This is a genomic window from Paenibacillus sp. FSL R7-0048 (assembly GCF_038004505.1).
GTDB lineage: Bacteria > Bacillota > Bacilli > Paenibacillales > Paenibacillaceae > Paenibacillus_AQ > Paenibacillus_AQ odorifer.
The window spans coordinates 4289480-4313134 of sequence record NZ_JBBORF010000001.1; the positions used below are offsets into that span (position 1 = coordinate 4289480).

Here is a 23655-nt window from a genome sequence, read left to right on the forward strand (position 1 = left end):
AGCTATTGTGCCACATCCGCTCCTTTTTGCTGCAAAATCAGGCGAATAAGTGCTATGCAGTCCGTTACTTTGAAAAAAGGCGTCAAAAACACCATTTAGCTGCAATACGGTCCGTAAGGGGAAACAAACTATTTTGGAGCGGTAAGCAAATTACTTTGGTGACGATGAGCTAACTACATTGGAACACTGAGCAAACTACATTGGAACACTGAGCAAACTACTTTCTAAGCATTCTACTCTAGAACAGTAGCAATCTACCTTTGGTCGTGGCTGCCATTGCTACGTAACGGACCGAGGCGCCCTTATTTCGCAAAATCATGCCTTTTTCCACTCCGTTCGGACTCATATGCAGCTATTGTGCCACATCCGCTCCTTTTTGCTGCAAAATCAGCCGAATAAGTGCTATGCAGTCCGTTACTTTGGGAAAAGGCGCCAAAAACACCATTTAGCTGCAATACGGTCCGTAACGGTAAACAAATTACTTGGGTGACGATGAGCTAACTAACTTTGGAACGCTAAACAAACTACTTTAGGGACGATGATTTAACTACTTGGAACGCTAAACAAACTGACGATGAGCCAGCTACATTGGAACGCTGAGCAAACTGACGATGAGCCAACTACATTGGAACGCTGAGCAAACTACTTTCTAAGCGTTCTACTCCGAATCAGAAGCAATCTACCTTTGGTGGTGGCAGCCATTGCTACGTATCGGACCGAGGCGCCCTTATTTCGCAAATTCATGCCTTTTTTCGCACCGTTCGGACTCAGATGCAGCTATTGTGCCATATCCGCTCCTTTTTGGTGCAAAATCAGCCGAATAAGCGCTATTCAGTCCGTTACTTTGGGAAAAGGCGCCAAAAACACCATTTAGCTGCAATACGGTCCGTATGGGTAAAGTAAGCCAAGCTAAGCTAAGCCAAGCTAACTCAACCAAAAAAAAGCATTCACCCCCAAATTAGGGATTGAATGCTCTTTTTCTTAATGCAAAGTCTAAGCTGATGCGAACTGACTGTTATATAATCTGGCGTAATATCCACCGCTGGCTAGGAGTTGGTCATGCGTGCCACTTTCGACAATGTCTCCGTCCTTCATGAAAAGAATGAGATCCGATTCTCGAATCGTTGACAAACGGTGAGCAATTACAAAGCTGGTCCGACCAGCGATCATTTTTAGAAAAGCCTTCTGAATCCGTACCTCAGTTAGCGTATCAATACTGCTGGTGGCTTCATCCAAAATGAGCATAGGCGGATCTACGAGCATCACTCGTGCTATGGTAAGCAGCTGCTTTTGTCCTTGCGACAAATTATCTCCTGAGCCACTGATCTTTGTATCATATCCCTCAGGCAGGCGTTTAATGAAGCTATGAGCATTTGCAGCCTTAGCAGCAGCGATGACCTCTTCTTCGGTAGCCTCAGGTTTGCCGTAGGCAATATTTTCTCTAATCGTGCCGCCAAACAGCCAGGTGTCCTGCAACACCATCCCGAAATTACGCCGCAGACTGTCACGGGTAATCGTCTTGATATCCACACCGTCAATCTTGATGGAACCCTTATCCACATCATAAAAACGCATAAGCAGATTAACCAGTGTGGTCTTCCCCGCTCCCGTCTGCCCTACAATTGCAACCCGGGTACCTGGTTTCACTTCCAGACTGAAATCATTAATCAGAGGACGTTCAGGATTATAAGCAAAGGATACTTTTTCAAAGATAATCGTCCCTTGGCTTGTATTCATAATTTTGGCGTCTGTTGCATCCGCTGGTTCAGGCGAGAGGTCTAGAATGTCGAAGATCCGCTGCGCTGATGCCGTTGCCGATTGAAGCTGCGTAATCACACCTGTAATTTCATTAAACGGCTTAGCGAACAAGTTGGAGAAGATCAAAAAGCTGGACAAATCCCCTACCGTCACAAGCCCGCGAATTACCATAACACTACCGATCATCGCGATAACAGAGAAGGTAATATTATTTACTAACCGTGTTGTCGGATTGGACAAGGAACCGTAAAATTGTGATTTCACGCCAGTCTGGTACAAAGTCTCGTTTCGTTCTTCAAACTGGGTCAGTGCACGGTCTTCATAATGATAAGCTGTGACCACTTTTTGTCCGCCAATCATTTCCTCCACGTATCCGTTGAGACCGCCCAGAATTTTAGCCTGCTCCTTAAACATCTTCTGGGAGCGCATCGTAATGAATCTTGCCACAAAAAATGTAACGGGTGCTGACAGAAGAACAACTAGGGTCATTAAAGGACTAATGTACAACATAAGTACAATTGCCCCCACGATAGTGATGATCCCCGTGAGCAGTGTTGAGAAGCCTTGCAGCAGTCCATCAGAGACCGCATCCATGTCATTAACAAACCGGCTGATGCTGTCCCCTTGCGGGTGGTTATCGTGAAATTTTAACGGCAAAACATTTAATTTATCAAAAAGCTCCCGCCGTAAGTCATATACAGTCCGATAGGCAATTCGATTAGTCAGGTAGGTAAGAAGCCATCCGAAAAAGCTGCCGACAATATACACCCCTGCCAGAATCAAAAGCAGTCTAAGTACGGCGTCAAAATCAACCTCTCCCGGCCCGATCATAAAATCGATGGCGCTGCCGATGAGCAGCGGGCCAATTAGACTGGCAATCACACTGAGTATTGCGCAGATTACTGCACCTATAGCTATTTTTTTATAATGCCCTGTGTATACAATAAGTCTTTTCCAAATGTTGTTTTTGTTCATTGGCCCGACTCCTCACTTGATAGCTGGGACAGGCAGATTTCTTTATACTCTTCACAACCACGCATCAGTTCCTCATGGGTTCCGACACCGGCGATCCGCCCTTCCTCAAATACCATTATTTTATCCGCTTGTCTTACAGTGCTTACCCTCTGCGAGACAAGGAGTACGGTCATTTCCTGACTGCTCTCTTTGAGAGCCTTTCGAAGTGCCGCATCTGTGGAGAAATCCAGCGCACTGGAGGAGTCATCCAAAATAAGAATCGATGGCTTTCCTACTACTGCACGAGCTATGGTTAAGCGCTGCTTTTGTCCACCGGATAAATTTAATCCCCCACGAGATACTTGCGTATTCAACCCTTCGGGTAATTTACGTATAAACTCCTCCGCTTGAGCAATAGAGGCTGCCTGCATGATTTCTTCCTCAGTTGCATCTTCCTTGCCCCAACGTATATTCTCAGCGATCGTTCCTGTAAACAGCACAGCTTTCTGCGGTACAATCCCGATCTTCTCACGAAGCTGATGCAGCTTATAATCTCGGACATTCACACCATCCACTTTTACTTCACCTTGCACCGCATCATAAAAACGAGGGATCAAATTCACAAAAGTTGACTTACCTGAACCCGTACTGCCAATCAGGCCCACGGTCTCTCCGCGATTAATTACTAGAGATATATCCTCTAATGCCGATTCACCTGTCGTATTATACCCAAAGGATACGTGATCGAATTGTATAGCAGGGGCAGCAGGGGCAGGTTCAGCAATCACTGCATTTCCTTCCTCAGACACGGAGATCTTAACACCCAGCACTTCATTTACACGATTAGCTGAGGATGAGGCTTTGGTAAAAATAATGACCAAGTTGGAGACCACTATCAGCGCCAGCAATATTTGAGTGATGTAATTGATGAAGGCAATGATCTCCCCTTGAGACAATCGGCCCCCATCGATATGAATTCCGCCTACCCACAAAATAGCAATGATCGCCGCATTTACTACAAGTGTAGTCATCGGCCCAAGCAAAGCAGAAATCCGCGAAACCCGGATCGCTGTAGTAGTCAAATCATCGGACGAAGCATCAAAACGTTCTTTTTCTGTACGTCTTTTGGCAAAAGCACGAATTACTCGAATCCCCGACAAATTCTCACTTAGTACGAGCGCAAGGGCATCCAGCTTCTGCTGGTATTTTCGGTACAAAGGAGCACTGCGGGTGATAATAAAATATAAAATAATGCCAAAAACCGGTGTTGCCGCTATTAGAATCAGCGATAATCTAAAATCCAAAATCATGGACATTAGGATAGCCCCGATGCAGATAAACGGCGCACGAATAACTAGACGAATTAGCATAGCCACAGCAATTTGCAGCTGGTTTACATCATTGGTAATCCGATTAATAAGTGTAGGCGTACCTAAGGTATCCAGCTCAGCATACGACAAAGAGGTGATATGTCTAAACATCTTATTGCGTAGTGTCGTACCGAATCCCTGTGAAGCCCGGGCTGCATAGTATTGGCATACCATGGAGCAGCCGAAGCCAAGCAGTGACATCAGCACCATTAGGCCACCCATGCGGTAAACATAGGCGCTGTCATGATTACCAACCCCGTTGTTGATGATCAATGCGACAATGGTAGGCAAAATCAGCTCCAGAATCGCTTCCATCAGTTTGAAGATCGGTCCAATGATCGCTTCTTTTTTGTACGGCTTTAAATATACTGCAATTTTGAACAAATTCATCCACACCCAACATAAGAAGTATTTAACCACTTGAAATATGTATAAGAACAGTTATGATTATGGCATATCTACTCACATATTAATAATATTGGATTCGTATCGCTCCCATACGATTAGCATATCTCAAGTTCGGAGGATTTTTATATGGATATTAGACAACTTAAATATTTTATGGCGATAGCTGAGGAAGGACAGATTACATCTGCAGCCAAAAAACTGCAAATGGCCCAGCCTCCGCTGAGCCAGCAGCTAAAGCTCCTAGAGGAAGAACTCGGTGTAAAGCTAGTGGAACGGGGTCCACGCAGCGTGCAGCTCACTGAAGCTGGAGCCATATTGCGGGACCGTGCCCAACAAATCCTGGAGCTGGCAGATTCCACTGCCCGTGAGCTCACTGATTTTGTCAAAGGTTTAAAAGGAAACCTAGCCATTGGTACAGTTTCCTCCTCTGGAGCTACGTTGCTTCAAGATCGGCTATGTGAGTTCCACAAAACGTATAAAGGTGTGAAATTTGAGATTCATGAAGGAAATACCTTTAGAATCATTGACCTCCTGAATAAAGGTATTGTCGAAGTCGGAATTGTTAGGACACCCTTTAATGGTACAAATTTAGAATGTCTTTACACACAAGCTGAACCTATGATTGCCGTAATGACACCTGAGTATGACTGGAAAACGGATGAAACCTTTATTGAGATCGGTGAGCTAAAGGATAAGCCACTTATTATCTACCGCCGTTTTGAGCAGCTTATCCGGGAAACATGTCTTGAGAACGGCTTTGATCCGCTGATTTTCTGTATGAATGATGATGCTAGAACAACATTGCTCTGGGCAAACGCTGGTCTTGGCATCGGAATCATCCCCAAATCCGCTTTCGAATTAACGAGTAACCGTAATTTGATCTATAAAGAAATCAGTAGTGAATCACTACGCACGCGGGTCGCCGCCGTCTGGATTAAGGATAAATACTTATCATCATTGGCTTCCAAGTTTATTGAAAGCTTCAGGAATGGATAAATACCAGCTCTATTTATTCACTTGCTGTTGATCTAGCCTATCCTCTTCTTCTTTAATACGGCTAATATCAATTCGTTCAAACAATAATTGTAAATCAGTAACCTGTTGGTAAGGGGGCACCGAGCAAGGCTGCCAATTCGGTAGTTCTAACGACAGGAACCCCCTGATCTTGTCACAAGAGAACGGTAGAAACGGATGCAACAAATTCGCTAAGTTCGCAATAATCTGCACACATGTGTATATTGCAGAATCACAAGAAACCTGATCCTCTTTTATCTGTATCCATGGTTTTTGCAGATCGAAATACTGGTTTGCCTTGCGCACATAAGAAAAAATAAACTCCAGCGCATCTTTTAGATTCCCAGCCTCAATAAGCCGTCCTGATTCCAGATACAAGAGGTCAATATTGTCCTTCCACCCCTTATCTAATTGCCCATTTGGCACTTTCCCTTCATAAAACTTATCTATAAAAGCCAATGAACGGTTCACAAAGTTACCAAATGCTCCAAGCAGCTCTCCATTATGGCTATAAATAAACTCTCTCCAGGAAAAATCCGTGTCCCGCTTCTCAGGTCCATTGGCAATTAAGAAATAACGAATAGAATCTGGCTGATACCGCTCTAAAATATCAGGTACCCAGACCGCCCAATTTCGGCTAGTGGAGAATTTCTGCCCTTCAAGGGTTAAATATTCGCTAGATATAATCCTGTCCGGTAAATGCAGACCTCCTGCTCCTAATAACACAGCCGGCCATATTAAAGTGTGAAAAGGAATATTGTCTTTACCATGCACATAATAAGCGGTAATCGCCCCTTTTTCCTCTAACCAAAAATCCTCCCAGTTTCCTCCGGACTGTGCAGCCCACTGCTTACTGGCTGATAAATAACCACTTACCGCCTCAATCCAAACATAAATTTTTTTATCTTCAAATCCAGCCACAGGAACATCTACACCCCAAGACAAGTCTCTTGTTACCGCGCGGTCCTGCAGCTCTTCTTGTAAATAACGTTTGGTCAGTTTTATAGCGTTTTCTCTCCAAAATTGTGCTTCCTCTACATATTCCGTTAATTCAGACTGAAAATTAGATAAGCTAAGATAATAATGTTCTGTCGGCCTTTCTGTTGGTGTATTCCCACATAATTTGCAGACTCTGTCTAACAAATCGGCAGGATCTAGAATCGTAGAACAATAATCACATTGATCCCCTCGCGCCCGCTCACCACATACCGGACAAGTCCCTTCCACATATCTGTCTGGCAAAAAGCGCTGATCCACCTCGCAGTAACATTGAGCAATGGTTTTTTTATATAAATGACCATTCTCTAGCAGCTTTGTAAACAACGCTTGCACAACCTTATGATGCTGCTGTTGATCCGTTCGAGTATATAGATCATAACTAAATCCCAGCTGTTCAAAACACTTCAGAAACTCTTCATGATATCTGCTTGCAAAAGCTCCCGGCGTAATCCCTTCATTCGCAGCCTGAACTGCTACGGGTGTGCCATGGCAATCACTGCCTGATACATATAATACGTTATCCCCTTTGGAGCGAAAATATCGTGCCAGCACATCCCCAGGCAACACACTTGATAATCTCCCCAGATGTAAAGATCCATTCGCATACGGCCAAGCGCCACCTATAAACACATTACTCATTAACCTTCTCCTCCTTTTTTTAGACAACAAAAAACTCCCATCCACAAAGGACGAGAGTTCTACTCACGTGTTACCACCTAATTTTATAAATGCCTCATGACATTTACCTCTTCAGGTACGACGTTAATTAACGTTTATACCCTAGCACTGTAACGGATGCAGGTTCCGGCGCAGCCTACAACCCATAAGGTTTCGATGCGCAGCTCTGAGACCATATTCCCAAGGGTTTTCTTTACTCCTTTTCAGCGACCGGAGCTCTCTGTTGAAAGAATTGCCGTGGTACTCTTTCTCTTCTTTGCTTTTACATATTCAAGTTAGAGAAAATAATACTCAATTTGTTGTTTATTGTCAATGTGAAACATCAAGCTCTCTGTAACTTTTCCAGTTAATCTCCGTCTTTTATATAAATACGTTACAAGGAGGTCCCTCAGTGAAAAAAGTAAATTTGCTTACACTCTCTGTTCTTTTACTAGCAGGAGTATGGGGTTGTTCCGATCATAAAGTTAATTCTGTTCCCAAAAGTGAACCCTATACTTCCAAAGAAGCCATCAGTAGAGGGGATATTGTTTCTTTTGAAAAAGTGTACAACCTCGATAAATTCGAGAAATTTATAACTAATCTCTCCAGCAAAAAAGCAGACAATATACGCGTTACAAGTTACACAGATGAAGGCGATCCCATATTTAAGGATTTAAAATTTGACGGTAACGTGATTAATTACAGCTATGATACTTCTAATGATGCATTTGGTGGAAGCAACACAGGAGTCAGAACCGATACCTGCTCCGAAGTGACGAGTAAAAAAAGCACACAAGGTGAAATTATCTATTCGATCAGCGGTTGCAAAAATAATGACTCTGAAATTGATTACTACCTTTTTCGCACAACAAAATGAAATACTGAAATAAAAAAGACCACCCAATCATAATACAATTGGATGGTCTCTGTTCTTCATATTATTTCATGATTTTGCAAATATCATTGGTGAATTGAACAGGATCACTAACCTGTAGACCTTCGATCAACAGGGCTTGGTTGTACAGCAGGTTCGTGTATAAACCGAGCTTTTCTTTGTCGTTCTCTGCTGCCGCCTTCAAGGACTGGAACACTTCGTGATGGATGTTGATTTCGAGTACCTTATCCGCTTGCACCTCTTGGCCATTCGGCATCGATTTCAGGATTTTTTCCATCTCGATTGTCAGTTCACCTTCAGCAGAGAGACATACCGGATGAGTCTTTAAACGTTTGGAAGCTTTGACATTTTTCACTTTGCCGGACAGGATGTCCTTCATCGCTTCAAAAAGCTCCTTGTTTTCGTTCTCTTCCGCTTCCGTTGGCTTGTCCGCTTCGTCGGCTTCGATCCCCAGATCTCCGCTGGATACGGATTTAAATTCTTTTTCCTTATAAGACTGAATCATCTTGATCGCAAATTCATCAATATCATCAGTGAAGTAGAGAATTTCATACCCTTTATCCGATACAAGCTCGGTTTGCGGGAGCTTCTCGATTCTGTCGATCGACTCTCCGGAAGCATAGTAGATATATTTCTGATCTTCTGGCATTCTTGAGACGTATTCGTCCAGCGTAACCAGCTTCTTCTCCTTAGAGGAGTAGAACATCAACAAATCTTGAAGGGTGTCTTTGTGCATCCCATAATCGTTATAGACACCAAACTTAAGCTGTCTGCCAAAAGCATTATAGAACTGCTCATATTTCTCTCTTTCATCCTTCAGCAGGCTTTGCAGTTGGCTTTTCACTTTATTCTTAATGTTCTTAGCGATCAGAGTCAGCTGACGGTCATGCTGGAGCATCTCTCTGGAAATGTTCAAGGAAAGATCCTCTGAGTCCACCATACCTTTTACAAAGCTGAAGTAATCAGGCAGCAGATCCGCACATTTGTTCATGATCAGCACACCGTTGGAATAGAGCTCAAGACCTTTTTCATATTCCTTTGTGTAATAGTCAAACGGCGTATTTTCTGGAATGAACAGGATTGCATTGTACACTACAGCACCATCAGCACTGATATGAATATGTTTAAGCGGCTTATCGAAGCCGTAACGTTTCTCTGCATAGAAGTTATCATAATCTTCTGTAGTCAGCTCGCTTTTGTTCTTGCGCCAGATAGGCACCATGCTGTTTACGGTTTGTTCTTGAATAACTTCTTCGAACTCGTTCTCCGTGCCTTCTTTTGGCTTTTGCTCCTTCACGTCCATTTTAATTGGGAAACGAATGAAGTCGGAGTATTTTTTAATGATGGATTTCAGGCGGTATTCTTCCAAATATTCATCATATTGATCTTCTTCCGTATTCTCTTTAATCTTCAAAATCACATCAGTGCCGACAGAATCCTTCTCGACAGTCTCGATGGTATAGCCGTCAGCGCCCTTAGACTCCCATTTAAAGGCCTCGTCACTGCCTAATGCCTTACTGATCACTATAACGTCATCAGCCACCATAAACGCAGCGTAGAAGCCCACCCCGAACTGCCCGATGATGTTGTGGCCATCTTTAGCTTCGTTCTCTTTCTTAAAAGCAAGAGATCCACTCTTCGCGATTGTACCTAAGTTATTCTCCAGCTCCTCTTGTGTCATCCCGATACCTGTATCGGAAATCGTCAAGGTTCTGTTCGCCTTATCGGCGGTCACTTTAATATAATAATCCTCTTTATTGAAGACCAGGCCTTCATCAGCTAATGCTTTGTAATAGATCTTATCAATCGCATCACTTGCATTGGAAATCAGCTCACGCAGGAATATTTCCCGTTGTGTATAAATGGAGTTAATCATCATTTCCAGCAATCTTTTCGATTCGGCTTTAAACTCTTTTTTGGCCATGAATAAATAAATCTCCTTTCAAAATATCCTTCTTATCCAGCACATCGTGATTAGCACTCTTCTTAGATGAGTGCTAATTCTTCTTTTTATATAACATAAACTCATTTTCAATGTCAATATTTACAGCGACTTTCATTAAATAAAGCTGTATTTTGCATACAAATTTAGGATTTGATCGATAAATAACATTCAACTTGCATATAGGATGATTCTATGTTTTAAATAAATTAGATACATAAATTACAAATAAAGGTCTAGCATCTTCTCTGGAGGGATTCAAATGCATGAACAAGCACAGTCCATTGTAAATTCTTCAGCAACAAGTCCCATTAAGAATTTGATTGGCAGTGTATTTATCCCCGTACACGATATTGAAAAAGCCCGTAACTGGTATTGCCAAGTCCTAGGACTCCAAGAAGCAGATCATTCGATTATAAACGGTCATTTATGTCCGTTAACTATGCAAGGAAGCACTGGGATCATTCTGGACACCATGCCCATGTGGGGAGGTTTAGAGCCTGAAGGGGCTCCTCCAATTACAACACCTGCTCTTATGCTTATAACCGATGATCTGCAAGCCTCTTTCAACTATATAAAGGAGCTCGGTGTAAATATAGTAACCGAAATTCAAGATCAAAAATGGTTTGTAGTAAAAGACCCTGATGGAAATAAACTAATGATTTGCAAACAGCATTTGGATTAGAAATTGCAGTGGTTGTGATTTCCACTTCTTAGGGTGCATCAGAAGCTGCAGATCAAAATGAATTTCGGGATGAACAAAGGACAGCTCAGCCAAGCTTCCCCGTTCAATTTCTTCCTCTGCCACGATTTTGGGTAACAAAGCAATTCCAAGACCATTCATTACACAACGTTTAATGGCCTCCAGATTCGAAAGCTCAAAACCTATGCGGAATATGATCCCGTGCTCTTTTAACAAATTCTCGAACAAACTCCGGTAAATACAGCTTTCCTCCGAGACTATTAGCTCACAGTTATTCAGATCCTGTAGGGTTACCGTATCCATCTGGGCAAGCGGATGATGAATGGGAGCTATCAAAACAAGCGGCTCATCTCTGACGATCGTACGCTCAAGGATGGAATCCGCAGTGGTGCGATCCAACATTAAGCCTAGATCTACTTCGCCATCTTTTATTTTGGCAAGAAGATTAGCTTCCTGCATCGTTTGCAGATGAATATCCAGCTTTGGAAATTTAGTCCTTAGCTGCTGCAGGTAAGGAGGTAAATAAAAGGCCGCTAAAGAATCTATCGTCCCAATAGTTAACGTACCTCCGATTTGCTGGGCGATGGTTTCTTTTGAACGATCATATAAATCCAAAATCTCCACGAACAGCTTCAATAACTCTTCTCCTGGCGGGGTAAGCCGCAGCTGACGGCCATGCCTCTCTATTAAAGGTACTCCATATTCCTTCTCTATCTTCTGTATCTGCATCGTCACACTTGATTGTGCATATCCCAATTCTTCAGCAGCTCGCGTAAAGCTCTGACGTTTAGCCACCTCGCGGAAGGTTCGTAAATAGGTTAAATCCATTACCTCACCCTAACATCAATATTTTTGATGATCCATATCATTTATTATAGCTAACGACGATGCTACTTTCCATGGTAAAGTGTATGTAGAGGAATTAAAATATTTTGGAGGCCGATAATTTATGCTTACAGAACAACAGATTTATGGAGTTTATGTCCCCGTGGTCACCCCGTTCAATGCTGCTGGTGAAGTTGATTTGGATTCGTATCAGCGTTATGTAAAGAACATTATTAACAACAGCATACAAGGTCTGGTCGTTAATGGAACCACCGGAGAATCGCCCACTGTAACCGTAAATGAAATGCAGCTTCTAGTAAACACTTCCCGTGAGCTTCTACAATCCACATCAATCCCCTTAGTAGTTGGTACAGGTACCAATGATACAACCTCTACGGTTGCACGCACGGAAATTGCTGCAAACCTTGGTGCTGATTGTGCACTAGTAGTCGTACCTTATTATAGTCGTCCTTCACAAGAGGGTATCATTGCCCATTTCCGCAAAGCTGCAGAAGTAGGCATACCAATCATGGCTTATGATATTCCAAGTCGTACAGGTACGGCCATGACGGTAGATACTGCACGTACAATCCTAGAAATGAATAATGTTGTCGGTTTAAAAGACTGCTCAGGCAGTACAAAAATGGTTACAGAGTTAGTCCGTACAGGTGCTAAACCTGTGCTTGGCGGCGATGATTCCCTCTTTTATGAAATGCTTAGCTGCGGAGCAGCTGGGGGTATGCTTGCTACTGCCAACGTTTTCCCGGCAGAATGCCTTCGTATCTTTGAAGCCTTTACATCTGGTCAAGTGGACTTCGCTAAAGAAAGCTTTGAACAACTACTGCCGATCATCCGCCTATTATTCAAGGAATCGAATCCCGCTCCAATTAAATGGATGCTTAGCCAAAACGGCCTACTGTCCTCGGATACGCTTCGCCTCCCTATGACTTCCATCAGCGCAGGACTTCAGCAAGAACTGAGCCCCTATGTTCAGGAGAATACAATTGAAGCAACCGCATAAATGAAATAACAACAGCCGTTGTACAGTGAGGAACTGTTTAGCGGCTGTTTTTTGTTGTAAATTATCAGGAAATAAAACATAAAAAACCATCAGATTTACTCTGACGGTTTTTTTATTTTGCTATAGAAACGATACGCATTCAAACTAACTTATCTGCTGCTCGTTTTTTGTCTTCCTTTTGTGAACCACTCGGACTTTGGCTTCAATGGAGGGTTAGACTTAGGTTTTGCTTTAGCTGGTTTAGATGCCGCTGATTTTGTTGCTGCCGGTTTTGTTGCCGCAGGTTTAGCAGTTGCTGGTTTGGAATTCGACGGTCTGGAAGACGATGGTCTCGAAGCTGCTGCTTTCGAACCTGACGGTTTCGCCGAACGATCTGTCTTCATTTGCGTTTTACGAGACATCGGATAAGGATGGTCCTTAACTTCCGGAATCGATTTTCCAATCAATTTTTCAATATCTTTAAGGAAAGGAAGCTCTTCAGCTTCGCAAAAAGAAATTGCCGTTCCGCTCAATCCCGCTCTGCCTGTACGACCGATCCGGTGCACATAGGTTTCCGGAATGTTCGGTAAGTTGAAGTTGATTACGTGAGACAGCTCATCAATATCAATTCCCCGGGCAGCTATATCCGTAGCTACGAGAACACGAGTCGCACCGCTTTTAAAATTCCGCAAAGCGTTCTGGCGATCATTTTGAGATTTATTGCCGTGTATGGCTTGAGCAGCAATGTTCACTTTAGCCAGATCGCGGGTAACACGGTCTGCACCACGTTTGGTACGAGTAAACACCAATGCTGAGACGATGGATTTATCCTGTAACAGCAGGTTCAATTGGTTTTGCTTATTTCCGTTCTCTAATAAATAGATCGATTGATTGATTCTATCCGCAGTAGATGACACGGGTGTGATTTCTACCTTCACTGGATTCACAAGCAATGTTTTGATCAATTTAGAAATCTCAGTTGGCATCGTTGCCGAGAAAAACAGAGTTTGCTTCTTCGTAGGCATTTTGGCGATGATTCGTTTCACATCATGAATAAAGCCCATATCCAGCATCCGGTCAGCTTCATCCAGAACTAAAATTTGTACATATTGCAGATCTACACGTTTCTGATTGATCAGGTCGATAAGTCTACCAGGGGTAGCAATAAGAATATCGGCACCTTGATTCAGTGCGCGCTCTTGCACTTTCTGTGACACACCGCCAACAATGGCAGCAGAGCGGATATCTGTATATTGGCTATACGCTTTTATGTTATCAGCAATTTGAATCGCTAGTTCTCTTGTCGGTGTTAAAATCAACGAGCGAATGCGTCGCACATTATTGGATTTGTTTGGGCTCGATTGTTCGCTTAGCAATTGAATAATAGGCACGGAAAATGCAGCTGTTTTTCCTGTTCCCGTTTGCGCGCATCCAAGTAAATCTCTACCCGCTAATACAGCTGGAATCGACTGCTCCTGTATTGGTGTAGGTGATGTATAGTTTTCTTTGCTTAAAGCCTTCAAAATTGCAGGCACAATATTCAGTTCATTAAATGTCATTGGGTCTCCTTAATTTCTAATACATATATTCTTAACAATAAATCCTTTTGTCACGTCATAAACCATAATCATAACACAATAAGTTACATAATAATAGATTTTCTTTATCATCACACCAATTTTCATTAAAAATCCATTTCAGGATACTATCCGTTCTGCTCTTACAAAAATATTTTTACTAAAAAAATACTCCTTCTCAATTTATCCTGCGGCGTATCTTTTGTTGAGCCTGTTGAGACTGCTGAGTCTGCTGAGTCTGCTGAGCCTGTTGAGCCTGTTGAGCCTGTTGAGCCTGTTGAGCCTGTTGAGACTGTTGAGACTGCTGAGACTGTTGAGACTGCTGAGTCTGCTGAGCCTGTTGAGCCTGTTGAGCCTGGAGACTGCTGAGCCATCGGACTCAGACGCCCTTATTTTGAAAATTCGTGGATTTTGGACAAGCTATCGGACTCAGATGCAGTTATTCACACCTTCGAAGCCCAATTCAGTACAAATATAAGGCAATAAGAGCTATGCAGTCCGAAACCTTGGCAAAATAGATCAAAATGCTGAAATAGCTGCAATACAGTCCGATAAGTACAAGCCGTCGGGTAAACCACACAATCCTTACAGCACGCCGATCAGACACGCAATCCTTACAGCACGCCGATCAGACACGCAATCCTTATAGCACGCAGATCAGACACGCATTCCTTAAAGCACACAGATCAGCCACACAATCCTTACAGCACGCCGATCAGCCACGCAATCCTTACAGCACGCCGATCAACCACACAATCCTTACAGCACGCAGATCAGACACGCAATCCTTACAGCACGTAGATCAGACACGCAATCCTTACAGCACGCAGATCAGACACGCAAAAAAAGCGGAGGATTTCTCCCCCGCTTCTTATCTTTGCTATAACTATGATGACTATTCTACGATTTCAGCAGTATCGCCGTTGTTGGCACCTGCAGCGTTAGCTTCGTCAGTGTCAATATGCATATCCAGTTTAAAGCTGTCTGATACGCGTGCAATTACGTTCTCCAATACGAGACCACGGTCGCCTCCGAGGCGAACTTTAAGCAATTGCTTATCAGCAATGCCCCAAGCTTCAGCTTCAGAAGTATGGAAGTGAATGTGACGAGCGGCGATGATAACGCCCTGTTCCAATTCTACTTCGCCAGCAGGTCCTTTAAGCGTAATGCCAGGTGTTCCATCAATATTTCCAGATTCGCGAACTGGAGCTTTCACGCCAAGTGCGAAGGAGTCAGTACGGGAAATTTCTAATTGGGAAGCCGTACGAGCAGGTCCCAAAATTCTTACTTTGTCAAATTTACCTTTGCTGCCGATAACTGCTACTTGCTCATTTGCTGCAAACTGTCCTGGTTGAGAGAGGGGTTTGAACTCCGTTAGTTGATATCCTGGGCCAAACAAAGCCTCCACATGCTCTTGCGTAAGGTGAATATGTCTAGCCGACACACCTACGGGTACAGTCTTACTCATAGTAAAGTCACTCCTTGTATTTTCTCTAGTATCTGTACAAGCCATTAACCATTATACATCTTCTTAACCAAAAATAAAAAGCCCCACATCATAACGAGGGCCTTTTTTTCGACAATTCATACTTTTAGAGCAGGATTGTCATGATTTAGACACCTGAGAAGGTAAGTTTGTGCGCAGGTAGGAGACCGCATTCTCATATAACCAACCTTTTACGGAAGCTTCTGGATAGTAACGAAGCAGGTGCTCCGCGAGCTCAGGGTATTTTCCCGGATGCTCCATGTTCTCTACCCAAGTGTCAATGCCGTCAAAATCCGAACCAAACATCATATGTTTCTCGCCACCTAGACTACATACATGATCAATATGCTTTAATAAATCATCCATACGAGCTTTTCCATCATCACATACAAACCACGGATAAAAGGTCAGGCCCATTCTTCCGTCCATTGCAATCAAAGCTTTAATCTGTTCATCATTTAAATTTCTAACATGCCCACAGATTGCTGCGGCGTTCGAATGGGAAGCTATAAACGGACGTGTGCTTAAGTCGGCTAGCTCCCAAAAACCTGCCTGAGACAAGTGCGACACATCAAGCAGCATTCCACTGTCGTTGCACCATTCGATCAGCATTCGCCCTTTTTCCGTAAATCCGCCGTTGCGCTGCTCCAGTACACCATCCGCTGCCCAATTAGCATAATTCCAAGTGATTCCCAAAAACCGCACGCCAAGCTCAAAACAGAGCTGTGCATAAAACAAGTTCCCTTCTAGACCGTCTACACCCTCCAGAGAGAGCATTCCCCATGCAGATGCTCCAGTTGTTCGTTTTCCTACCTCCTCCTTCCAACGCAGCCACTGAAGGCTCTCTGCGCCTATTATTTTTTGCCGGAACAAATCAATTTGTCCTAAAACATTCTCAAAGCTAGGTCTTCCTCTACTTGCCGAAAGGTATATTGCAAAAATCTGCAATTCCACACCGCCCGCTACCAGCCGCTCTCCGGTAACATCCAGCCGAGGATCATCCTTAAAATCCATATCTGGTGATGCTTGCATTTTACTCAGCACATCACAATGAAAATCCGCAACCTGTAGCTTATCGGTTCTCATCCCAAGCCCTCGCTTTCATGCAGCCCTATTCCAGATTCTATGCTTAAAAACGCCAGACTATATACGAAAAGCAAAAAACCTGTTTACATAAGTAAACAGGTTCATCCGTTCTATGCTTCTATTATCTGGGTTCTACAATCAATTTAATCGCGGTTCGATCCTCTCCATCAATCACAATGTCTGTAAATGCCGGAATGCAGATCAAATCTACTCCGCTTGGTGCAACAAATCCCCGGGCAATGGCAACTGCTTTGACTGCTTGATTCAGTGCTCCAGCTCCAATAGCTTGTAATTCGGCCGATCCACGTTCACGAAGAACACCTGCTAAAGCGCCGGCGACGGAATTTGGATTGGATTTAGCTGATACTTTTAATACATCCATAGTAAGTACCTCCCCTGGGAAAATAATGGTGTTCTTCCACTACTTTAGATGTTATTCGCGAGAGAAGAAATAATTCCTTCTTTTTGCGGACTACTCTGGAGAAAATGGTACAATAGATACTCTTTTTCGATATAATAAATATCACACTTTACCCTTATTCGGCGAAATTACCCGGAAAATCACTTATCTTATCCTACTACTAGCTCATTACCCATTCATCTTCACGTAGCCGTATTTTCTCCAGACGGATAGCCGCGCCAGTATTCTCATCTAACTCTGCAAATAAACCGTGAAGCTGCCATTTGCCTTCATCAACAACAAATCGTGCTGGAAGCTGTGTAGTGAACTTATAAAGTACTGCATCTCTTTCCATACCCAGAATCCCTTCGCTTGAACCAACCATGCCCGCATCGGTCAAGTAAGCCGTTCCACCCGGCAAAATCACATCATCATTCGTCTGAACGTGAGTATGGGTCCCTACTACAATTGATGCGCGACCATCCATGAAATAGCCCATGGCGATTTTCTCAGAGGTAACCTCTGCATGGAAATCAACGAGAATGCATTTATGATCTCTACGTAGCTCTTCCACAATTTCTTCACCCACACGGAAAGGACAATCAATCGCAGGCAAAAATGTACGACCTTGCAGGTTAACTATAGCTAGCTCTTTGCCGTTACCTTTAACAACTGTATATCCTCTTCCCGGTGTTCCTGGAGGAAAATTAGCAGGACGGATAATCCGGGCCTCATCGTCGATAAACTCGAAGATGTCCTTGTTGTCCCATGTGTGATTGCCCATGGTGATTCCGTGAACGCCCCAGTTAAAAAATTCATTTGCGATCGCTTTAGTAATACCTCTACCGGCAGCAGAATTTTCACCGTTAACTATGATTATATGTGGTTGATATTTGCTTTTTAATGAGGGCAACATCTCCCGAAGTGCCTTCCTGCCTACACTACCTACGATATCTCCAATGAATAGTACTTTAATGTTTCTCTCCTCCTAATCTTAACCTCTGCATCTAGCGGAAAAGTCTTCATATTTAAAAGAAAAAAGGCCCCGCTTAGGGGCCAATTTTCATCAAATATAAGAAAGTATAAGTTATATCTTATCCTTTAACCTTATATTCCTAGCAGAAACATATACCAGGAAACGATCATAAATATCGTTATTTCCGAAGCGTATGTTATCTACTTATTGCCTATTTAGCGTATTCGACAGCCCGTGTCTCACGAATAACGGTAACCTTGATATGTCCTGGATAATCCAGTTCACTTTCAATCATCTTCGTAATATCGCGAGCAAGACGGAATGCCTCTGCATCGTCAATCTTCTCTGGCTGTACCATCACGCGCACCTCACGGCCCGCTTGAATAGCAAATGATTTCTCAACGCCTTCGAATGACTCTGAGATTTCTTCCAGTTTCTCTAGACGTTTAATATACGTTTCCAGTGTTTCACGGCGAGCACCAGGTCTAGCAGCCGACAATGCGTCAGCGGCACCAACCAACATAGCAATAACCGAGGTAGCTTCGCAGTCTCCATGATGAGATGCGATACTGTTGATAACAACCGGATGTTCTTTATATTTCTTCGCTAGTTCAACGCCGATCTCAACATGCGAACCTTCCACTTCATGATCCAGCGCTTTGCCGATATCATGGAGTAATCCTGCACGTTTTGCAAGCACGATGTCTTCCCCAAGCTCACCGGCCATCAGTCCTGTTAAATAAGCAACCTCCATGGAGTGCTTCAATACATTTTGACCATAGCTTGTACGGAATTTCAGACGCCCCAGAATCTTGATCAAATCTGGATGCAAACCGTGAACGCCCACTTCGAAAGTAGCTTGTTCACCATATTCCCGAATCCGTTCGTCCACTTCTTTGCGGGATTTCTCCACCATCTCTTCAATACGAGCGGGGTGAATACGTCCATCAGCCACCAATTTCTCAAGTGCCGTACGGGCCACTTCACGGCGGATTGGATCAAATCCTGACAAAATAACTGCTTCCGGCGTATCATCAATAATGAGGTCGATACCTGTAAGAGTTTCCAAAGCACGAATATTACGGCCTTCACGACCGATAATCCGACCTTTCATCTCTTCATTCGGCAACGTAACAACTGAAACCGTTGTTTCCGCTACGTGATCAGCTGCACAGCGTTGGATAGCGAGTGTGATGATTTCACGGGATTTCTTATCCGCTTCTTCTTTCGCCTGCTGTTCAATTTCTTTGATCATTTGTGCCGTTTCATGGCGAACTTCTTGCTCAACATTGCTAAGAATGATACTTCTTGCATCTTCGATGCTTAAATTGGAGATACGTTCCAATTCAGTGACTTGGTTTTTGTAAATAACATCAATTTGCTGTTGGGTTTCATCAATTCGTTTCTCTTTGTTAGCTACTTGTTCTTCTTTTCTTTCAAGCGATTCCATTTTTTTATCCAGAGATTCTTCCTTTTGCAGCAAACGTCTCTCTTGCCGTTGGATTTCATTCCGACGTTCACGAGTTTCTTTCTCAGCTTCAGTACGGATTCTATGGACTTCGTCCTTAGCTTCCAATACTGTTTCTTTCTTCAGCGCCTCAGCGTCCTTCTTCGCATTCTCAACGATGACAACGGCTTCTCTTTCTGCGCTTTGGATTTTAGCTTCTGCAAGGGATTTACGAATAAAATAACCGAACCCAAAGAATATTGCAGCTACAACGAGAACGATAATGACCCAGATCCATGATTCCAGCATCTGTTCACCTCCTCGTTGGTTCCTCTCCAAGGTATATCCCTGGGAATTGTGCAGTTGTTTAACTATCCGTTCATCACCATACAAAAAACCGGTAAACAACCGATTGCCATACTGCACATGCTGCACATGCACACTGCCCGCCTTATCCGGCGATTACATTTCATATGAGTTGTACGTGAACCGTTTAAAACAGTCTCCTTTTTGGGAAGGAAAAAGGATTCTAATTTTATGCCGATTCATGTTATATTTTATTATTTATAAAAAGACATTGTCAAGAGAGTCGATATACGCATTAATGTCAAGAGAATCAGTGATTCTAGTAAAACTCCTCATCTTCACCTTCATAATTGTCTTCCGCAAGTAAAGTATTGATCACTTGGCGAACCATATCGCCCGAAAATCCACGGCGCATAAGGAAGGCTCCAGTCTTTCTTCGCTTATCTGAAGCTTCTCCACGGATGAGATTCCATTTCTTGCGCCCAGTTTCGAGTGCGCTCTCCAGCTCTTGTTCAGGAGTAATATTCTCCAAAGCTTCCGATATAAGGGTTTTGTCAATCCCTTTCTCACGTAGCTCTTGTCGAATCCACATCTTCCCTTTCCGCTGGTTCGCTATTCGTTGCTCTGCCCATTGCTTAGCATATAAAGGGTCATCAAGAAGTCTTTCCTCCTGCAGCCGCTGCACCACTTCCGCAATAATAGTCTCTCCTATTTCCTTCTGGCGTAAACGGCGAGTCATTTCCATAGCGGTGCGTGGTTTACGTTCTAGATAACGGAGGCCTTCTACATAAGCTCGTTGACGCTCATCAGCTACAACAATTTCAACCAAATCAGCCTTCATAAAAGAATTACCAGTAATCATTCGATATTTAATCATGACGTCCTCGTGCACAGTCATGTTATATGCTCCGAAATGTATGATATAACGGTGGTCAGATTTCTTTTGACGTTCTACTTTAGTGATCTCTAAGAGTTCTCCTTCAGGAAAATCCGATAACACCTGCTCATCTTGTTCTTCTGCTTCAAAATCCAGTTGTATTACCATAGTTGTTTGTCACCTCGTAGCAATAGATCGGTTATCGTCTTACTTTCATTACTTGTTAAGAAAAGACACCCTGCAACAATCAATCACAGGGCGTCCTATTGCTTAATATACTATTCGATTTCGAGAAGCAATTTCTCTTCTTCTTCTTGCTCTGCAATAATATCTTCATTCTTCGGCGCAGCAACAATAGTGGATAAATTACTTGCTTCACGGATCTTATTCTCAATAATAAGGGCAATATCCTGATGTTCCTTCAAAAACTGTTTAGCATTCTCACGGCCTTGACCGAGACGCTCGCCTTCGTAGGAATACCATGCACCACTCTTATTCACGATATCCATTTCAGTACCGATATCTACAAGACTTCCCTCTTTAGAAATCCCTTCACCGTACATGATATCAACATCAGCCTGTTTAAATGGAGGAGCTACTTTATTCTTCACAATCTTGATCTTAGTACGGTTACCAACCACATCGTTCCCCATCTTGATGCTCTCTACGCGACGTACATCTAAACGTACAGAAGAGTAGAATTTCAATGCACGACCACCCGGAGTTGTCTCAGGGTTACCGAACATAACACCGATCTTCTCACGAAGCTGGTTGATAAAGATAGCGATCGTATTGGATTTGCTAATGGCACCAGAAAGCTTACGAAGCGCTTGAGACATCAAGCGAGCCTGCAATCCGACGTGGGAATCACCCATATCGCCTTCAATTTCAGCCTTAGGTACCAAAGCAGCAACGGAGTCAACGACAATAATATCAACGGCTCCACTACGAACAAGTGCTTCGGCGATTTCCAGCGCTTGTTCACCCGTGTCTGGCTGAGAAAGCAGCAATTCATCGATATTTACGCCCAAGTTACGTGCATATTTCGGATCAAGCGCATGCTCGGCATCGATAAATGCAGCTTGTCCGCCTTGTCTTTGCACTTCTGCAATAGCATGAAGAGCAACTGTTGTTTTACCTGAAGATTCCGGTCCATATACTTCAATAATACGTCCCTTTGGAAGTCCGCCTATACCTAACGCAATATCAAGTGCCAAAGATCCGCTAGGTACAACTTCCACTTGCATATGCGTGGATTCTCCCAGTTTCATTACCGAACCTTTACCAAATTGTTTTTCTATTTGACGAAGCGCCATATCAAGCGCTGCACGACGATCTGACAATCAGACCACTTCCTTCACTGTTTATAGTAATATAATAACGTGTTTTTAAGGTCTTGCCAAGCTTTTTTTCGAACATACATTCGTTTTTTTTGTCTTGGGCGTTATTTATCCCTTTTATTGTAAGCCTCCCTCCGGAGATAGAAGTTAATTAAATTCCCCACTTCACCGGACATCAACGACTTATGATCATGAGTAGCCATCGTGATCAAAATCTCTGCAAATATACAAAAAACCGCAGCAAAGAAATCTCAGTGCCACGGTTCTTCCGTATGTGTTTATTATAACTGGGCTAATCTCCCATTACAAGTCTGAACCCTCAAGAGGTGTCTCCACCTTGCGTTCCTCAAGTCTCCGCCACAGACGATACAGCAGAGCCTTTACAGTACGCAACCGGATATTTTCCCGTGTACCTTTAAGATTAAGCTCATAGACCTCTGTCTTACGTCCCCGTTCAGCCAAGCCGATAAATACAAGTCCAACAGGCTTGCGTTCAGAATAACCCGGTCCGGCTACACCTGTAACAGATAAGCCGAAATCACTGTCTGCAATCATTCTCACTTGGTCAGCCAACACCTCGGCAACTTCTCGACTTACGGCTCCAGGAGCATTGGGTCCCTCCAAATAAGCACTTGGCACATTCAGTAGCTTTTTCTTTAGGTCATTCGAATAGCAGACGATTCCGCCGGCAAACATCGATGCACTGCCTGGAATATTTGTTATGCTCTCCATCAGCAAACCTCCGGTGCAGCTCTCTGCCGCACTTAAGGTCAGGCCGGCATCCGCCATCCAATCCACAATCAATTGCTCCAGCGGCACATCAATGTTCGCATACAAATGTTCCGGCAAAATCTCCTTGATTTGTTGTTCCAGTATCTCCAGCTTTTTTGTAGCTTCATGCTCAGAAGGGGCCTTTGTCGAAATACGAACAGTTACCTCTCCCTCTTTGGCATACGGAGCAATCGTTGGATCAGTCTGACTGCGAATCAGTTCGATGAGCTTGTCCTCCAGCAGTGATTCTCCGATGCCGGCAAATTTGAGCATTTTTGAATAAAGCGGTGTTTCGTTCGTCAAGGCGTGCTGCTGTAGCCACGGTACTGCTTTATCTACGAACATCGGTTTCATCTCACGAGGTGGACCTGGAAGCACAATATAATATTTCTTCTCATGCTCAAAAGCAATCCCAACCGCAAGACCGATTTCATTCGGCAACGGTGTAGTTCCTTCAATTATAAGTGCCTGTTTGCGGTTATTTTCGGTCATAACGATCTTACGATCATCAAAGAAGCGTTGTACATGATCCATCGCCAAACGATCAATATGGAGCGTTCTACCTAGCGATGCAGCCAGTGCGTCTTTAGTCAGATCATCCTCAGTGGGGCCAATTCCGCCCGTAAAGATAATAACGTCGGCCCGACTCTGAGCGATCTCGATGGCTTGCTGCAGGCGGCTGCTGTTATCACCGACAACGGTTTGAAAGTATACATCGATCCCGATGGCAGCTAGCTCTATAGACAAAAACTGGGCATTACTATTCACGATTTGACCGAGCAAAAGCTCTGTCCCTACTGCAATAATCTCCGCTTTCATACCTGGCTTTCGCCTCCTCGTTATAATGTAGGTACACTGCTTTTG

General features: G+C 43.5%; 18 protein-coding genes and 1 other annotated feature. Of the genes, 4 read left to right on the forward strand and 14 right to left on the reverse strand.

What is annotated here, in order from left to right; all coding sequences use genetic code 11:
- Positions 1 to 993: 993 nt before the first annotated feature.
- Together NSQ91_RS19080 and NSQ91_RS19085 are read right to left on the reverse strand one after the other, a co-directional pair.
- Positions 994 to 2733 (reverse strand): ABC transporter ATP-binding protein, encoded by a 1740-nt coding sequence (locus tag NSQ91_RS19080; RefSeq protein ID WP_076304463.1) that lies wholly within the window; start codon positions 2731 to 2733, stop codon positions 994 to 996.
- The gene (locus tag NSQ91_RS19085) at positions 2730 to 4466 is read right to left on the reverse strand and encodes an ABC transporter ATP-binding protein (protein WP_076304464.1); all 1737 of its coding nucleotides are present in this window, start codon (positions 4464 to 4466) and stop codon (positions 2730 to 2732) included. Before NSQ91_RS19085 ends, NSQ91_RS19080 begins: the two co-directional genes overlap by 4 nt.
- 150 nt (positions 4467 to 4616) lie before the next feature.
- Here NSQ91_RS19085 and NSQ91_RS19090 point away from each other — a divergent pair, with 150 nt between their 5' ends.
- The gene (locus tag NSQ91_RS19090; protein ID WP_076304465.1) at positions 4617 to 5486 is read left to right on the forward strand and encodes a LysR family transcriptional regulator; all 870 of its coding nucleotides are present in this window, start codon (positions 4617 to 4619) and stop codon (positions 5484 to 5486) included.
- Positions 5487 to 5495: 9 nt separating this feature from the next.
- Here the strand turns inward: NSQ91_RS19090 and metG are convergent, their stop codons facing one another.
- Positions 5496 to 7142 (reverse strand): methionine--tRNA ligase, encoded by a 1647-nt coding sequence (metG, locus tag NSQ91_RS19095; RefSeq protein ID WP_076304466.1) that lies wholly within the window; start codon positions 7140 to 7142, stop codon positions 5496 to 5498.
- Positions 7143 to 7185: 43 nt separating this feature from the next.
- Positions 7186 to 7447: a binding site (T-box leader), on the reverse strand.
- A gap of 125 nt (positions 7448 to 7572) precedes the next feature.
- On the opposite strand from metG, the gene NSQ91_RS19100 reads away from it, so the two are divergent.
- Positions 7573 to 8037 carry a DUF4362 domain-containing protein gene (locus NSQ91_RS19100; protein WP_076304467.1) on the forward strand — a complete coding sequence of 155 codons (465 nt, stop codon included), beginning with the start codon at positions 7573 to 7575 and terminating at the stop codon, positions 8035 to 8037.
- Between the two features lie 61 nt (positions 8038 to 8098).
- Here NSQ91_RS19100 and htpG read toward each other — a convergent pair whose 3' ends face one another.
- On the reverse strand, positions 8099 to 9979 hold the full coding sequence (htpG, locus tag NSQ91_RS19105) for a molecular chaperone HtpG (RefSeq protein WP_076127889.1): 1881 nt from the start codon (positions 9977 to 9979) through the stop codon (positions 8099 to 8101).
- Between the two features lie 280 nt (positions 9980 to 10259).
- Here htpG and NSQ91_RS19110 point away from each other — a divergent pair, with 280 nt between their 5' ends.
- The gene (locus NSQ91_RS19110; RefSeq protein WP_076179899.1) at positions 10260 to 10682 is read left to right on the forward strand and encodes a VOC family protein; all 423 of its coding nucleotides are present in this window, start codon (positions 10260 to 10262) and stop codon (positions 10680 to 10682) included.
- On the opposite strand, the gene NSQ91_RS19115 is transcribed toward NSQ91_RS19110, so the two are convergent.
- Entirely contained in the window at positions 10653 to 11528 is an 876-nt protein-coding gene (locus NSQ91_RS19115) for a LysR family transcriptional regulator (protein ID WP_076127886.1), read from the reverse strand. The genes NSQ91_RS19110 and NSQ91_RS19115 overlap by 30 nt on opposite strands.
- A 121-nt stretch (positions 11529 to 11649) precedes the next feature.
- On the opposite strand from NSQ91_RS19115, the gene dapA reads away from it, so the two are divergent.
- The gene (gene dapA, locus NSQ91_RS19120; protein ID WP_076304468.1) at positions 11650 to 12546 is read left to right on the forward strand and encodes a 4-hydroxy-tetrahydrodipicolinate synthase; all 897 of its coding nucleotides are present in this window, start codon (positions 11650 to 11652) and stop codon (positions 12544 to 12546) included.
- 149 nt (positions 12547 to 12695) lie between these two features.
- Here the strand turns inward: dapA and NSQ91_RS19125 are convergent, their stop codons facing one another.
- From NSQ91_RS19125 to NSQ91_RS19165, 9 genes are all read right to left on the reverse strand, one after another.
- Entirely contained in the window at positions 12696 to 14084 is a 1389-nt protein-coding gene (locus NSQ91_RS19125; RefSeq protein WP_081383205.1) for a DEAD/DEAH box helicase, read from the reverse strand.
- Positions 14085 to 14997: 913 nt separating this feature from the next.
- Complete coding sequence (gene pduL / locus NSQ91_RS19130; RefSeq protein WP_076279620.1) at positions 14998 to 15570, reverse strand: phosphate propanoyltransferase; 573 nt, start codon at positions 15568 to 15570, stop codon at positions 14998 to 15000.
- Positions 15571 to 15708: 138 nt separating this feature from the next.
- Positions 15709 to 16674 (reverse strand): dipeptidase, encoded by a 966-nt coding sequence (locus NSQ91_RS19135; RefSeq protein ID WP_076127882.1) that lies wholly within the window; start codon positions 16672 to 16674, stop codon positions 15709 to 15711.
- Positions 16675 to 16795: 121 nt separating this feature from the next.
- Entirely contained in the window at positions 16796 to 17056 is a 261-nt protein-coding gene (locus tag NSQ91_RS19140; protein WP_019910496.1) for a stage V sporulation protein S, read from the reverse strand.
- A 199-nt stretch (positions 17057 to 17255) separates the two neighbouring features.
- Positions 17256 to 18050: a TIGR00282 family metallophosphoesterase gene (locus NSQ91_RS19145; RefSeq protein ID WP_076218617.1), complete on the reverse strand. Its 795-nt coding sequence runs from the start codon at positions 18048 to 18050 to the stop codon at positions 17256 to 17258.
- A gap of 211 nt (positions 18051 to 18261) precedes the next feature.
- A complete protein-coding gene (gene rny / locus NSQ91_RS19150; RefSeq protein ID WP_370510565.1) occupies positions 18262 to 19806 on the reverse strand; it encodes a ribonuclease Y in 1545 nt (514 codons plus the stop codon).
- Between the two features lie 316 nt (positions 19807 to 20122).
- Positions 20123 to 20848: a regulatory protein RecX gene (locus NSQ91_RS19155; protein WP_076127881.1), complete on the reverse strand. Its 726-nt coding sequence runs from the start codon at positions 20846 to 20848 to the stop codon at positions 20123 to 20125.
- 110 nt (positions 20849 to 20958) lie between these two features.
- Positions 20959 to 22023 carry a recombinase RecA gene (recA, locus tag NSQ91_RS19160; protein WP_076127879.1) on the reverse strand — a complete coding sequence of 355 codons (1065 nt, stop codon included), beginning with the start codon at positions 22021 to 22023 and terminating at the stop codon, positions 20959 to 20961.
- A 300-nt stretch (positions 22024 to 22323) separates the two neighbouring features.
- Positions 22324 to 23610 (reverse strand): competence/damage-inducible protein A, encoded by a 1287-nt coding sequence (locus NSQ91_RS19165; RefSeq protein ID WP_036688393.1) that lies wholly within the window; start codon positions 23608 to 23610, stop codon positions 22324 to 22326.
- Between the last annotated feature and the right edge of the window lie 45 nt (positions 23611 to 23655).